Raw genomic sequence first — 13,628 nt, forward strand, 5'->3', positions numbered from 1 at the left:
GGTGGCTGGGCCGGGAGGTGGACCGGAGCGCCCGGAAGGGAGAACCGACCCGAGAGGGTCAAGGCGCGCCCGGGCCACCACCCGTAATTCCGATCCTCACGCCGGGAACCCGGTACCGCATGTGGATCACGGACCGGAACCTCCCACGCGTCCCCGTCAGACCCGCGGCAGGTCCGGTTCCCCCACCACCTGGTCCCCGCTCATCTCCCCCGTCCTGCGGAAACCGAGCCGCGGGCAGAAGTCCTCGGGCCCGTGCTCCCCCGGCAGCCAGGTCACCGTCGCGCGCCGGCCGCCGCGCCGGAGGATCTCCTCGCACACGCCGTCCACCGCGAAGCGCCCGTGCCCCCGGCCCTGCTCACCGGCGGCGACGGCCGGCCGCCAGAGTCCGGAGCGCGGCCGGTCGTCCGGGCTCGCCGGGTAGAACCGCACGTCGAAGAAGGCCATCACGAAGCCCACCGGCCGGTCGCCGTCGAAGACCGGCCGCGGCCAGGCGGTCCCGGGCTGGACGTACGCCTCGGCCAGCGACCGCGCGACGGGAGGGACGAACCGCTCCTGCTCGGGGGCGACCGCCCGGCGGCACGCGGCCAGCACGTTGTCGGGGGTGACCTTCCCCGGACGGAGCGAAGCCGTTGCTGATGTCATCCGGGCACCGCAGGGCGCCCGGCGGGACCGGGCCACCGAATACGTCCGGCGGCGCGGCCCCAGCCCCGCCACGACGAGCTGCTATTTTCAAAGCTGATTGGAACAGGCTATAACTGAGCAATTTCGAGCACCACCCGTCAGGATTCATGCACCTGTGAAGGAAGCCATGCCGCTCATATCCACCGGGGACATCGCACACGCCGCCCGTACGCGATCGACGGGCCTCGGGGCCTTCAACGTCGTGCAGATCGAACACGCACAGGCCATCGTCAGCGGGGCGGAGGCGGCCGGGCTGCCGGTGATCCTGCAGATCAGCGAGAACACCGCCCGCTACCACGGCTCCCTCGAACCGATCGGGCTCGCCTCGCTCGCCCTCGCACGCAAGGCCGGCGTCCCGGTGGCCGTCCATCTCGACCACGCCGGGTCGGCCGACCTGGTGCACGAGGCCGTCGGGCTCGGCTTCACGTCCGTCATGTTCGACGCGTCCACGCTCCCGTACGACGACAACGTCTCCGCGACCCGCGCCGTCACGGAGTACTGCCACCGCCGGGACGTCTGGGTGGAGGCGGAACTGGGCGAGGTCGGCGGCAAGGACGGGGCGCACGCGCCCGGCGTGCGGACCGATCCCGAGGAGGCCCGCGCGTTCGTCGGCGCCACCGCCGTCGACGCCCTCGCCGTCGCCGTCGGCAGCTCGCACGCGATGCTCACCCGGGACGCCGTCCTCGACTTCGCCCTCATCTCCCGGCTGCGCGACGCGGTGGGCGTGCCGCTGGTCCTGCACGGTTCGTCCGGTGTCGGGGACTCCGGCCTGGCCAGGGCCATCGGCGCGGGCATGACGAAGGTGAACATCTCCACGCACCTGAACAAGCTGTTCACCCGGACCGTCCGCACCTACCTGGACGCCCACGCGGAGACGGCCGACCCCCGCAAGTACCTCGGCCCGGCCCGCGACGCCGTCGCCGCGGAGGTGACACGCCTGCTGGGAGTGCTGTCCCGGCCCTCGCGATAAGGTTCGGCGGCGAACGAGGAGGCAGGGCGAACGAGGAGGAAAAGGTGGCGGCACACACGCGATGGACCCGGTTGCTGGAGATCCTCGGCGACCAAGGGCACCTCGACGTGCTCGACGCCGCCGAACAACTGGGCTGCTCCGCCGCCACCGTCCGGCGTGACCTGGACGAGCTCGCCCGGCAGAACCTCCTGACCCGCACCCGGGGCGGCGCCGTCGTGAGCACCGTCGCCTACGACCTGCCGCTGCGCTACAAGGCGGCCCGCAAGGCCGACGAGAAGCAGCGCATCGCCAAGGCCGCGGCCGAACTGATCCCCTCGGGCTCCACCGTGGGCATCAACGGGGGTACGACGACCTCCGAGGTGGCCAGGGAACTGGCCGTACGGCCGGAACCGTCGGGCGCCGGCGGAGGCGTCGCGCTGACCGTCGTGACCAACGCGATCAACATCGCCAACGAGCTCGCCGTCCGCCCCCAGGTGAAGATCGTCGTCACCGGCGGAGTGGCCCGGCCGAACTCGTACGAGCTCGTCGGCCCCCTCGTCGACACCGTCCTGCGGACCCTCGCGCTGGACTACACGATCCTCGGCGTGGACGCCGTGCACCCCCGCTTCGGCGCCGCCACCCACGACGAGTCGGAGGCCGGTGCCAACCGGGCGCTCGCCGAGTGTGCCGGCACGGTGATCGTGGTGGCCGACTCGTCCAAGCTGGGCCGCCGGGCCTTCGCCCAGGTGTGCGAGACGGCCGCCGTGTCGATCCTGGTCACGGACAAGGACGCCCCCGAGGACATCGTCGAGGAGTTCACCGCTCTCGGGATCGACGTACTACGCGTCTGACGACGCCCCGGCAGCCGTGACGCCGCGTCAGCGGTAGTCCTCCGGGTGGCCCTGCATCCAGGTGTTGACGCGGTCCCGGGTGCCGATCAGCTCGGTGCGGTGCTTCTCCAGATTCGGGGTGGAGACGTCGCCGTCCAGCGTCGAACGCAGCGTGCCCACCCAGGCGATGGGCTCCTCGAAGTGGCCCGGCCCCTTCTTGTCCGCCTTCATCGCCTTGTCCAGACGGCTGAGTTCGTCGTTGACCCGGCCCAGGAAGTAGGCACAGTTCCCGCCCCCAGGGGTGCAGCCGTCCTGGTAGGTCGCCTGGAGCCCGGCGAAGGCGTCACGTACCAGCTCCGGCGCGTTCGGATCCGCCTGGATGATGAGCGTGGGCGTCGGCGACGGCTCCGGCATCCGAGGCGCCTTGTCGGCGGCCGCGGCTGCCACGGACGGGTCCACGTACGGGACGTCACCGCCGAGCGCCTCGCCGGTGTCCGCCTGGGTACAGCCCACCAGGAACGCCGCCAGAAGCACGGCCGGAATCGCGGCACGCAGGCCGGTACGGATCAACATGAGGCCCCCCTCGTCGTTTTGGCCCAGACCCTATCGCTACCGGCCGGTCAGCCCGACACCAGAACCTGCAGCGCGGGACCGTACAGATCCACAAGGTGCTCCGGCGTGGCGCGGGAGCCCGCACCGTCGCGGTGGAGGCCGAGGGCCGCACCAAGGCCGATCAGCCGGCCGGCGATCAGCTCGGCGCGCAGGGCCCGTTCCCGGCCGGGAAGGCGGACCGTCAGCTTCCCGGAGACCTGTTCACGGAAACGCTCACGGAGCAGGGAGCGTTCGTCCTGGTTGCCGAGGGAGAAGACGACCCGCAGCAGGGGATCGGTCCGGTGCTCCCCGCGGCGGCGTACGAGCGTCAGCACCAGGTGGCGGCCGAGCCCGTCGAGCGGGGCGTCGAAGAGCTCCTCGGCCCCGGGCCGAAGTCGGCGACCGATCGGCGCCCGTTAGCCTCGGACTCCTCGGCCTGTACGACGGAGACGAAGGAAACGAAGGTGGCTGCGATGGCGAAGGTTCCGACAGCGGCAGTGGCGGCGAGCGGGCTCGTCGGCGGATACGGAATCGCCCGGTGGACGGGGAAGCGCCCGCTGGGCGGGGTCGCGCTGGCCGCCGCCGGATCGGTGGCCGCCTACGGGTGGAACCGGCAGGCGGGGACCGGTGCGGCCGTCGGGCTGACCGTCGCGTACGTCGCCGCGTTCGCCGGATCGCACCCGCTCGCCAAGAAGGTCGGCGCCTGGCCCGCGGTGTTCGCCGTGGCCGGCGGTGTGGCGGCGGCCTCCTGGGCGGTCACGCGTCGCGGCGCCTGACACCGCACCGGCAGAAAAAATTGGTGCCCGGGGATTGAACACGGGCGCCGTGGGGTGCGTACTGAACAACAACTCCCCCGCGTGACCCGGGGACGTGTCCGTACGACAGGACGGACACGTCCCCGGAGCCTTTCCCGGGGACGGGGCGCGGACGGGGCGGACGACGCCCACGCACCCCCAGGGCGGACGACCGCCACGCATCCCGGGCGGGACGACCCGCCTCACGCCCCAGCGGCCCTCCCGGAACGCGATACCGGGACGCACCCCCGCACATCCGCCGGAGCCACGCCTGGGGGCGACCGGAACGGACCCCGCCGCACGCCCACCGGAGCACGCCGGGACGGGGCCGTCGCGTACGCCGCTGCACGTCCCCCCGGGGCGCGACCGCGCCCCGCCGCACCGCAGGCCCCTGCGCGCCGTTACGCGCCCAGTGCCCGCGAGACCGTATAGATCACCAGACCGGCGAGCGCACCCACCACCGTGCCGTTGATCCGGATGAACTGCAGGTCCCGGCCGATGTTCGCCTCGATCTTCTTCGACGTCTGGTCCGCGTCCCAGCCGGCGACCGTGTCGCTGATCAGCGACGTGATCTCCGTGCGGTACGTCGTGACGACGTACACCGCCGCGTCCTCCAGCCAGCCCTCCAGCTTGGCCTGCAGCCGCTCGTCCGTCGCCAGCCTGGCGCCCAGCGACATGAGCGAGGCCCGGGCCCGCAGCCGCAGTTCGCTCCGCTCGTCCTCGGCCGCCGCGATGATCATCGTACGGACGGAGGACCATGCCGAGGCGATGACGTCCTGCACCTCACCGCGCCCCAGGATCTCCGACTTCAGCCGCTCCACCCGGGCCCGGGTGTCCGTGTCCGTCTGGAGGTCGGCGGCGAAGTCCGTCAGGAACGTGTCGATCGCGCCGCGCGCCGGGTGACCCGGCATGTCGCGCATCTCCGTGACGAAGCGCAGCAGTTCCTTGTAGACCCGCTCCCCCACCCGCTTGTCGACGAACCGCGGCGTCCAGCCCGGCGCCCCGCCCTGCACCGCGTCCATCACCGATTCGCCGTGCTCGACCAGCCAGTCGTGCGCCCGTACGCAGACGAGGTCGACGACCCTGCGGTGACCGCCGTCCGAGACGATCTTCTCCAGCATCTTCCCTATGCCCGGACCGACCTCCGCCGCGTCCGCCCGCCGGGTGATCGCCTCGCCGACCACCGCCTGGACGTCGGAGTCCCGCAGCACCGTCAGCGCACCGCGCAACGCGGTGGCCAGCTCGGCGGTGACCCGGTCGGCGTGCTCGGGCTCGGCCAGCCAGGCGCCGAGCCGCGCACCGACGCCCAGCGCGTGAATTCGGTCACGAACAACGTCCCCGGAGAGAAAGTTCTCCCCCACGAAGGAACCGAGCGACTCCCCGAGCTGGTCCTTCTTGGTGGGGATGATGGCGGTGTGGGGGATGGGCAGGCCCAGCGGGCGCCGGAAGAGCGCCGTAACGGCGAACCAGTCCGCCAGCGCACCGACCATCCCCGCCTCGGCAGCCGCTGCGACGTAGCCCGGCCAGCCGCCCACTCCGGAGTTCTTCGCCCAGGTCGCGAGGACGTACACGAGCGCGACGAACAGGAGCAGACCCGTGGCGGTGGTCTTCATACGGCGCACACCGCGCTGCTTCTCCTCGTCGGCGGCGGTGTACGCGAACACGGCGAGCGGCGTCGCAACCCGCCGCCCGGTGCCGCCGCCGGTGCCGCCCACGGTCGTGGTCCCGCCCGCGGTGCCCGCACCGTCGGCCGCCCCGGTGCCGTCCGTCCCCGGTGTGTCCGGGCGTCCGGACGTCAGGGGCCGTGCCCCCGGTTCGTCACCGCCCCCGCCCTCCGGTGCCGGTCCGGGCCTGCCGCCCCCCGCTCCGGGCTCCGTCCCTTGCCCCGCGTCCTGTTCCATCCGCTCCACCCGTCCGCGTACGCAACACCCCGTGCCGTACGCATTGTCCCTACCTCACCTACTCCCGGGCCGCACGTCGAGTTCCCCGGGGCCTGTCGCATCATGAGACCAGTCCGAACACCACAAGGAGAAAAACCGCACATGCCCAGGCGCCAGGGGTACGCCCTGCTCATCGCCCTCGTCGCAGGCACCGCCGTACTCGCCGCCGCCGTCGCGTTCGGCACCGCGCGGCTGACCACGGAACGGCAGCCGACGACCTCCGGGTCCGGGACACAGGCCGCGGCGCGCAACCCCGCCGCGCCGGCCAACTCCACCGGCACCTGGGTGGTCACCTGGACCGGAGCACCCGTCACCGGCGAGCCGGACACCCGGAACGGCTTCCCCGGCCGCACCATCCGCAACATCGTGCACACCAGCGTCGGCGGTGACGCCGCCCGCATCACCCTGTCCAACCTCTTCGGCACGACCCCGCTCGTCGTAGAACAGGCCACCGTCAACACCCGCCCCGTGACCTTCCGCGGCCTGCCCACCGTCACCGTCGCCGCGGGCCGGCAGATCGTCAGCGACCCGGTGACCGTCCCCGTCGCACCCGACGCCGAACTCGTCGTCGCCCTGCGCACCCCGCAGGCCGGCGGACCCGTCACCCACCACCCCAACACCCACCGGACGTCCTACCTCGACGACACCGACGGCACCTGGCGGACCACCACGTGGCGCTACCTGACCGCCGTCGACGTCCGCAACGACGTCCCGCCCGGCGCCGTCGTCGTGATCGGCGACTCCCTCACCGCGGGCAGCGGCTCCACCACCGACGCCGACAGCCGCTGGCCGGACGTCCTGTCCGACCGCCTGGACCACCGCTACGGAATCGCCAACCAGGGCATCGCGGGCAACCGCCTCCTGCGCGACAGCCCCAGCCACGTCAGCGGCCGGGGCGGCCAGGCCGGCGTCCACCGCTTCGAACGCGACGTGCTCTCCGTCGCCGGCGCGAAGACCGTGATCATCGCCCTCGGCATCAACGACGTGCAGCAGCCCCCCAGGAGCCGGACCCGCAACGCATCGTCGACGGACTCCGCTCCCTCACGGAACGCGCCCACGCACGCGGACTGCGCGTCATCGGGACGACCCTGACACCGTTCCAGGGCTTCCCCACCTGGACACCCGAACGCAACGCTGTACGCCTCGCGGTCAACGAGCGGATCCGGGCCGGCGGGATCTTCGACGACTTCGTCGACTTCGACCGGGCCGTACGCGACCCCTACGCGCCCAACCGGATCCTGCCCGCCTACGACTCCGGCGACCGGCTCCACTTCAACGACACCGGTTACCGGACCCTGGGCCGCCTCGTCGACCTCGACGCGGTCGCCGGAACACCGAAGTCCGACGCGTTCTGACCGCTCCGTCCCGGGAACCCTCCCCGGGGACCCCTCTCAGAAACGGTCGGGCTTCTCCAGCCGCCGCCGCTCCACCTCCTTGAGACGCTGCCGCTGCGCCTTGTTCCACTTCCGGTCCACACCGACCCCGCCCATCAGCGCGAATCCGGTCACCCGCACCCGCGGCGCGTCCGGAGCCGGCTCGCCGTAGCCGGCGTCCTTCGTCTGCTCGTCGAACCCGCCCATGATCCCGATGCCGTTGACCTGGAGGTGCACGTTCGGCGGGACCTTCACCTGCAGCCCGCCCATGATCGCGAAGCACCGGATGACGACGTCGCGGTCCTCGAAGTCCGCCTCACGCAGATCGATCTCGCCGCCGCCCCACATCGCGAAGGCGGTGAACACCCGGCCCACCGTCCAGCGCCCCCTGCGGCCGAACCCGCCCCAGAAGGCGACCCCCCACGTCGACGTGGCGGGCCCCCCGATCCGGCGCGACCAGTCCACGTCCGTGGACGAACCACCGGACACCACCGCCGCCGGACCCACCGGGGCAACCGCCGTACCCGGCACCGGGAGATCACTCACCAGCGGCACCAACTCCCCGTGCGTACGGGCCTTGTACGTCGCGTCGAGCCGCTGCTCGAACTCGTCCATCTCCAGCCGGCCCTCGGCCACGGCCTCCCGCAGGGTCTCGGCGACCCGCTCACGTTCCGCATCGGAGGCACGCATGTCCGGACGTTCACTTGTCATATCGCGCAGCTTATAGAGCAACCCGGAGACCGGCCCGGAGCGAGACACCTAGAGGCGCGAATCCGTCGCGTACATCTTCGCGATCACCGCCTCGATGTCCGGCTCCCGCACCGAGAGGTCCACCAGCGGATAGTCCGCCGCGACCCGCGCCACCAGCGGAGCCGCGGACGCAGACGCGGGAAACGCCAGCCACTGCCGGGGCCCCTCCACCTTCACCACCCGCACCGAAGGCTCCCCCAGCTCGATCGGCGGCAGTACCCGCTCCAGGTCCACCACGAGCGTCCGCTCGCTCTCTCCCACCTCGTGCAGCCCCGCCAGTGCACCGTCGTACACCAGACGACCGTGGTCGATCACCATCACCCGTTTGCACAACTGCTCGATATCGGTCAGGTCATGGGTGGTCAGCAGCACCGTCGTGGACCGCTCCGCGTTCAAGTCCCGCAGGAACTCACGCACCTTGGCCTTCGACACCACGTCCAGACCGATCGTCGGCTCGTCCAGGTACAGCACCTCCGGATCGTGCAGCAGCGCCGCCGCGACATCACCCCGCATCCGCTGCCCCAACGACAACTGCCGCACCGGCACGTCCAGCAACTCGCCCAGGTCGAGGAGCTCCACACACCGGTCCAGGTTCTCCCGGTAACGCCGGTCAGGAATCCGGTACATCCGGTGCATCAACCGGTACGAGTCACGCAACGGCAGGTCCCACCACAGCGTCGTACGCTGCCCGAACACCACACCGATCCGGTGCGCCAGCTTCGTACGCTCCCGCGACGGATCGATGCCCGCGACCCGCAGCCGGCCGCCGCTCGGGGTGAGGATCCCCGTCAGCATCTTGATCGTCGTCGACTTGCCCGCCCCGTTCGGACCGATGTACCCGACCATCTCACCGCGCGGCACCCGGAAGCTGATGCCGTCCACCGCACGCACCTCGTGCCGCTCCCGGCGCAGGAAACCCGCCTTGCGGCGTACGTCGAAGACCTTCTCGACCCCGTCGAGTTCGATGAAGTCCATGTCCATGCCCACTCCTCAGCTTCCCGTGCTGCGATACGCCCGCAGCCCCGCCCGCCAGGCCAGCCCCGCAAGCCCCCAGCACAGCCCCGCCACCAACGGCGGCAGGAACGCCACCCACCGAGGCAGCCCCAACGGATAGTCCCGGTCCAGCACATACAGCGCGGGCAGCCAGCTCACGAACGCCAGCGGCACCACGAACGTCACCCCCCGCACCAGATCCCGCGCGAAGACCGACGGCGGGTACTGGAGCAGCGTCGTCCCCCCGTACGTGAACGCGTTCTGCACCTCAGAGGCGTCCTGCGCGAAGAACTGGAACGCCGCACCCCCCACGAACACCGCCCCGAAGATCGCCGCACCGCTGAGCACCATCACCGGCAGCATCAGCACCTTCAGCGGGGTCCACGCGATGTCCAGCGTCGCCAGGGCATAGCCCAGCACCAGCAGCGCCTGCGTGATCCGGCCCAGCCTGCGCAACGCGAACCGGTCCGCCGCCACCTGCGCCAGCACCGGCACCGGCCGCACCAGCAGCGTGTCGAGCGTCCCGTCCCGCACCCGTTGCCCCAACCGGTCCACCGACCCCAGCAGCAGATCGCACAACCCGAACGCGGTCGCCGACACCCCGTACAGGAAGGCGACCTCCGGCAGCGTGTAGCCGCCCAGCGCGTCCACGTGCGAGAACATCAGCATGATCGTGACGAAGTCGGCCCCGGTCATCACGAAGTTGCCGATGGTCGTCATCACGAACGACGCCCGGTATGCCAGCGTCGAACGCAGCCACATCGCCACGATCAGCCCGTACGCCCGCACCCCCTCGACCAGCCGCGACCGGTCGGCGAACGCGATCTCCGGCCGCTCCGGCTCCCGCGCGGCCACCCTCTCCGTCCGGACCTCAGCCACCCTGCACCACCACCCTCCTGGTCGCCACGGACTGCAGCAGACGCCCCGCCAGCAACAGCGCCACCGCCCATCCCGCCTGGAAGGAGTACGCCTTCACCAGGCCCCACCCCGTGCGCTTGCCCAGGAACACATCCGCCGGGACCTGCAACAACGACGACCACGGCAACGCCCGCGCCACCTCGCCGAGCACCCCCGGGAACAACGTCAGCGGCAGCAGCATCCCGGAGAAGAACAGCCCCGCCAGCATCGCCATCTGCAGCGCGCCCGCCCCGTCCATCAGCCAGAACGCCGACAAAGCGATCAGGAAACGCAGCGCGAAACTCACGACGACCCCCAGCAGCACCGACACCAGGAACGCCGGCCATGTCCACAGCGACCCCGGCAGCGCCAGATCGAAGGCCAGCGCCCCCAGCACCATCGGCACGATCCCGCGTGCCAGCAGGTGGAACGCCGCCCGGCCCAGATCGCCCGCCAGCCACCACATCTGAAGATCGGCCGGCCGGTACAGATCGACCGCGATGTCACCCGTACGGATACGCTCCGTCAGATCGCTCTCGAAACCGCCGCCCATCATGGCGCAGGTCATCAGCAACGCCTGCCCCAGCCACACGTACGTCAGCGCCTCGGACTGGTCGTAACCGCCCAGCTGCGGACGCTCGTCCCACAGGGCGATGTAGGTGTAGGCCAGGATGAAGCCGAAGACGGTGTTCGTGAACACCCCCGCCGCCGTCGCCGCCCGGTACGTCGCATGCCGCCGGAAACCCCCGGCCGCCACCACCGCGTAGAGCCGCACCGCGCCCCCTCCCCCGCTCGTCGGGCCAAAGCGCACGACCTTAGTCGACCGCGATCAGCCGCCGCGACCCTTTTTTACGGGGAGCGATGCGGCGGTTATTCGACCGAAAAGTGCACTATGGGATAACTGTCCGCAGTCGAGGAGCCTCCACAGCCATGAGCCAAGAGCCACCGCAGAACAGCGGAGACACTGGTCAGCAGGGCCCCGCGGGCTGGCCACCGCGTGACCCCACGGCCGCGGCAGCCACCCCGGGTCCACAGCCCCCGGACGGCGCGCACAACCGCAAAGGGCGCACAAAACGCGTCAAGCGGCCCCGACGCACCGGCTGGCGCCGGGCCGTCCCCACCTGGCGCACGGCCCTCGGCGGCGCCCTCCTCCTCTGTCTCCTCCTCGTCGGCGGATTCCTCGTCGGATACCAGCTCGTCGGCATCCCCGCCGCCAACGCCAGCGCCACCGCCCAGTCCAACGTCTACCTCTACTCCGACGGCACCGTCATCGCACGCGACGGCGAGGTCAACCGGGAGAACATCCCCCTCCACCGCATCCCCCGCACCGTCCAGCACGCCGTACTCGCCGCCGAGGACCGGGACTTCTACTCCGAACCCGCCATCGACGTCAAAGCCATAACCCGCGCCGGCTGGAACACCCTCACCGGCAAAGGCCGCCAGGGCGGCTCCACCATCACCCAGCAGTACGTCAAGAACTACTACCTCGGCCAGGAACAGACCGTCGTCCGCAAGGCCAAGGAATTCTTCATCTCGATCAAACTCGGCCGCGAACAGAGCAAGGACGAGATCCTCGAGGGCTACCTGAACACCAGCTACTTCGGCCGCAACTCCTACGGCATCCAGGCCGCCTCCCACGCCTACTACGGCAAGAACGCCGAAGACCTCGACACCGGCGAAGGCGCCTACCTCGCCTCACTCCTCAACGCCCCCAGCGCCTACGACGTCGTCGCCCACCCCGAGAACAAGCAGGCGGCCCTCGCCCGCTGGAACTACGTACTCGACGGCATGGTCAAGGAGGACTGGCTCGGCACCACCGAACGCGGCGCCATGACCTTTCCCGTCCCCGGCCCCGCCAAGCCCGCCACCGCGCTCTCCGGCCAGCGCGGCTACCTCGTACAGGCCGTCGAGGACTACCTCACCGGCAACGGGATCGTCGACGAGAAGACCCTCGCCACCGGCGGCTACCGCATCACCACCACCCTCCAGAAGAAGAAGCAGAACGCCCTCGTCGAAGCCGTCGAGGAAAACGTCCTCGCCCACACCAGCAAGGACCGCAAGGCCGACCGCAACGTCCGCGTCGGCGGCGCCTCCATCGACCCCGCCACCGGACACGTCGTCGCCATGTACGGCGGCATCGACTACACCAAGCAGTACGTCAACAACGCGACCCGCCGCGACTACCAAGTCGGCTCCACCTTCAAGCCGTTCGTCCTCGCCGCCGCCGTCGCCAACGGATCCACCACCCAGGACGACCGGGCCATCACCCCCAACACCCGCTACGACGGCACCAACGAACGCACCGTCCAGAGCGCCGCCGGATCCACCGGCTACGCACCCGCAAACGAGGACGACGTCGACTACGGCTCCCTCACCGTCCGCGAAGCCACCGACAAGTCCGTCAACGCCGTCTACGCGCAGATGGCCCAGGACGTCGGCCCCGCCGAGGTCAGGGACACCGCGATCGCCCTCGGCATCCCCCGCACCACCCCCGACCTCACCCCGTCCCCCTCCATCGCCCTCGGCCCCGCCACCGCCAGCGTCGTCGACATGACCGCCGCCTACGCCACCCTCGCCGACCACGGCAGACAACGCGCGTACACCCTCGTCGCCAAGGTCAGCAAGAACGGCACCGCCCTCGGCCTGCCCTCCCGCAACACCCGGCAGGCCGTCGGCCGCGAAGCGGCCGACACCACCACCTCCGTACTGCGGAGCGTCGTCGAAGGCGGCACCGGCACCGCCGCCCGCGCCGCGAACCGCCCCGCCGCAGGCAAGACGGGCACCGCCGAGGAGGACAAGGCCGCCTGGTTCGCCGGCTACACCCCCGACCTCGCCACCGTCATCGCCGTCATGGGCCAGGACCCCGACACCGGCGTACAGAAACCCCTGTACGGAGCCCTCGGCCTCGCCCGTATGAACGGCGGGGGCCCACCCGCCCGGACCTGGGCCGCGTACACCGCCGCCGCACTCGAATCCGGCGAAGCACAGGAATTCGAACTGGAAGCCGAGGAAGGGCCCGAAGAACCCGATCCCGACGAGGACGCCGGGGAAACCGGACAGCCCGACGAGGACGAGGCCGAAGAAGCCGGCAACTCCGCCTCCCGCGCATCCGACGGCCCCCGCCGCCGCACCGACCCCACAGCCACCCCGGAAACCCCCGCCACCACCCCGGCACGCACGCTCCCGAGCGCCCCCGCAAGCACGGAACCCACACCCCCCGCCCCGGACACACCCGAACGCGACCGCTTCGAGGACGACGGCTTCGTCGAAGGCGCACGAGGCCCAGGCCGCTGACCCGTCATCGGCCTGGGCCTCGTCTGTGCCCGGACGTCAGCGCCCGGACGTCAGTGCCCGGACGTCGCCTTCAGTCCCACCACCGCGACCAGCAACAGACAGACGAAGAAGATTCGGGCAGCCGTCACCGGCTCGTTCAGGACCACCATGCCCAGCACCGCGGCACCCGCCGCACCGATCCCGACCCACACCCCGTACGCCGTACCGATCGGCAGCGTCTTCGCCGCATGCGACAGCAACACCATGCTGGCCACGATCCCCAGCCCTGTGAACACACTCGGCCACAGCCGCGTGAACCCCTCGGTGTACTTCATCCCGATCGACCAGCCCACTTCCAGCAGACCGGCCACGATCAACAGAACCCACGCCACGACAGACCTCCACGACGAAACACGCGAACAACACGGATGCGTCGTCTTTGCGGAAACCCGGTACGGCGCGTCTCGTCGGGGGTCCACCCACCGTAGCAAAACGAAGCGGACAGCCAAAAGGCCTGGTGACAGCAGTCACCAGGCCACCCACACCGACAGATCCGG

At 70.9% G+C, this 13,628-nt stretch carries 13 protein-coding genes, 1 pseudogene and 1 riboswitch; of the genes and pseudogenes, 5 read left to right on the forward strand and 9 right to left on the reverse strand.

The window, feature by feature from the left end; genetic code table 11:
• Positions 1-156: 156 nt before the first annotated feature.
• Positions 157-642 (reverse strand): GNAT family N-acetyltransferase, encoded by a 486-nt coding sequence (locus OG524_RS13615; RefSeq protein WP_405810402.1) that lies wholly within the window; start codon positions 640-642, stop codon positions 157-159.
• A 166-nt stretch (positions 643-808) separates the two neighbouring features.
• Here OG524_RS13615 and OG524_RS13620 point away from each other — a divergent pair, with 166 nt between their 5' ends.
• Together OG524_RS13620 and OG524_RS13625 are read left to right on the forward strand one after the other, a co-directional pair.
• Positions 809-1,651: a ketose-bisphosphate aldolase gene (locus OG524_RS13620; protein WP_405390554.1), complete on the forward strand. Its 843-nt coding sequence runs from the start codon at positions 809-811 to the stop codon at positions 1,649-1,651.
• Between the two features lie 44 nt (positions 1,652-1,695).
• Entirely contained in the window at positions 1,696-2,481 is a 786-nt protein-coding gene (locus OG524_RS13625) for a DeoR/GlpR family DNA-binding transcription regulator (protein WP_405390553.1), read from the forward strand.
• 27 nt (positions 2,482-2,508) lie between these two features.
• Here the strand turns inward: OG524_RS13625 and OG524_RS13630 are convergent, their stop codons facing one another.
• On the reverse strand, positions 2,509-3,033 hold the full coding sequence (locus tag OG524_RS13630; protein ID WP_405390552.1) for a hypothetical protein: 525 nt from the start codon (positions 3,031-3,033) through the stop codon (positions 2,509-2,511).
• Between the two features lie 47 nt (positions 3,034-3,080).
• Entirely contained in the window at positions 3,081-3,386 is a 306-nt protein-coding gene (locus OG524_RS13635; RefSeq protein ID WP_405810406.1) for a hypothetical protein, read from the reverse strand.
• Positions 3,387-3,524: 138 nt separating this feature from the next.
• On the opposite strand from OG524_RS13635, the gene OG524_RS13640 reads away from it, so the two are divergent.
• On the forward strand, positions 3,525-3,827 hold the full coding sequence (locus tag OG524_RS13640) for a hypothetical protein (protein WP_405390550.1): 303 nt from the start codon (positions 3,525-3,527) through the stop codon (positions 3,825-3,827).
• 419 nt (positions 3,828-4,246) lie between these two features.
• Here the strand turns inward: OG524_RS13640 and OG524_RS13645 are convergent, their stop codons facing one another.
• The gene (locus OG524_RS13645; RefSeq protein ID WP_405390549.1) at positions 4,247-5,746 is read right to left on the reverse strand and encodes a DUF445 domain-containing protein; all 1,500 of its coding nucleotides are present in this window, start codon (positions 5,744-5,746) and stop codon (positions 4,247-4,249) included.
• A 141-nt stretch (positions 5,747-5,887) separates the two neighbouring features.
• On the opposite strand from OG524_RS13645, the pseudogene OG524_RS13650 reads away from it, so the two are divergent.
• Positions 5,888-7,140 (forward strand): annotated as a pseudogene (locus OG524_RS13650) (SGNH/GDSL hydrolase family protein).
• A 36-nt stretch (positions 7,141-7,176) separates the two neighbouring features.
• On the opposite strand, the gene OG524_RS13655 reads toward OG524_RS13650, so the two are convergent.
• Genes OG524_RS13655 through OG524_RS13670 form a run of 4 tightly spaced genes read right to left on the reverse strand, consistent with a single transcriptional unit; the run spans position 7,177 to position 10,573 of the window.
• Positions 7,177-7,869, reverse strand: coding sequence for a DUF1707 domain-containing protein (locus OG524_RS13655; protein WP_405390547.1), 693 nt, complete (start codon positions 7,867-7,869; stop codon positions 7,177-7,179).
• 48 nt (positions 7,870-7,917) lie between these two features.
• Positions 7,918-8,889, reverse strand: a complete 972-nt coding sequence (locus OG524_RS13660; protein ID WP_405390546.1) for an ATP-binding cassette domain-containing protein — start codon at positions 8,887-8,889, stop codon at positions 7,918-7,920.
• A 9-nt stretch (positions 8,890-8,898) separates the two neighbouring features.
• Positions 8,899-9,780 carry an ABC transporter permease gene (locus tag OG524_RS13665; protein WP_405810409.1) on the reverse strand — a complete coding sequence of 294 codons (882 nt, stop codon included), beginning with the start codon at positions 9,778-9,780 and terminating at the stop codon, positions 8,899-8,901.
• Entirely contained in the window at positions 9,773-10,573 is an 801-nt protein-coding gene (locus OG524_RS13670; protein WP_405390544.1) for an ABC transporter permease, read from the reverse strand. The genes OG524_RS13665 and OG524_RS13670 overlap by 8 nt, the downstream gene beginning before the upstream one ends.
• 155 nt (positions 10,574-10,728) lie before the next feature.
• Here OG524_RS13670 and OG524_RS13675 point away from each other — a divergent pair, with 155 nt between their 5' ends.
• The gene (locus OG524_RS13675) at positions 10,729-13,092 is read left to right on the forward strand and encodes a transglycosylase domain-containing protein (RefSeq protein ID WP_405810411.1); all 2,364 of its coding nucleotides are present in this window, start codon (positions 10,729-10,731) and stop codon (positions 13,090-13,092) included.
• Positions 13,093-13,142: 50 nt separating this feature from the next.
• Here OG524_RS13675 and OG524_RS13680 read toward each other — a convergent pair whose 3' ends face one another.
• Positions 13,143-13,463: a multidrug efflux SMR transporter gene (locus OG524_RS13680; RefSeq protein ID WP_056798402.1), complete on the reverse strand. Its 321-nt coding sequence runs from the start codon at positions 13,461-13,463 to the stop codon at positions 13,143-13,145.
• A gap of 35 nt (positions 13,464-13,498) precedes the next feature.
• Positions 13,499-13,565: riboswitch (guanidine-III (ykkC-III) riboswitch) on the reverse strand.
• Between the last annotated feature and the right edge of the window lie 63 nt (positions 13,566-13,628).

It is taken from the genome of Streptomyces sp. NBC_01520 (genome assembly GCF_045040375.1).
In the GTDB taxonomy this organism is placed as follows: Bacteria; Actinomycetota; Actinomycetes; order Streptomycetales; family Streptomycetaceae; genus Streptomyces.

What these genes read in the sequence shown, in the direction of transcription:
- OG524_RS13615 (WP_405810402.1), bottom strand. Translation starts at nt 642, where the DNA reads ATGACATCAGCAACGGCTTCGCTCCGTCCGGGGAAGGTCACCCCCGAC.
- OG524_RS13620 (WP_405390554.1), top strand. Translation starts at nt 809, where the DNA reads ATGCCGCTCATATCCACCGGGGACATCGCACACGCCGCCCGTACGCGA.
- OG524_RS13630 (WP_405390552.1), bottom strand. Translation starts at nt 3,033, where the DNA reads ATGTTGATCCGTACCGGCCTGCGTGCCGCGATTCCGGCCGTGCTTCTG.
- OG524_RS13640 (WP_405390550.1), top strand. Translation starts at nt 3,525, where the DNA reads ATGGCGAAGGTTCCGACAGCGGCAGTGGCGGCGAGCGGGCTCGTCGGC.
- OG524_RS13645 (WP_405390549.1), bottom strand. Translation starts at nt 5,746, where the DNA reads ATGGAACAGGACGCGGGGCAAGGGACGGAGCCCGGAGCGGGGGGCGGC.
- OG524_RS13655 (WP_405390547.1), bottom strand. Translation starts at nt 7,869, where the DNA reads ATGACAAGTGAACGTCCGGACATGCGTGCCTCCGATGCGGAACGTGAG.
- OG524_RS13660 (WP_405390546.1), bottom strand. Translation starts at nt 8,889, where the DNA reads ATGGACATGGACTTCATCGAACTCGACGGGGTCGAGAAGGTCTTCGAC.
- OG524_RS13675 (WP_405810411.1), top strand. Translation starts at nt 10,729, where the DNA reads ATGAGCCAAGAGCCACCGCAGAACAGCGGAGACACTGGTCAGCAGGGC.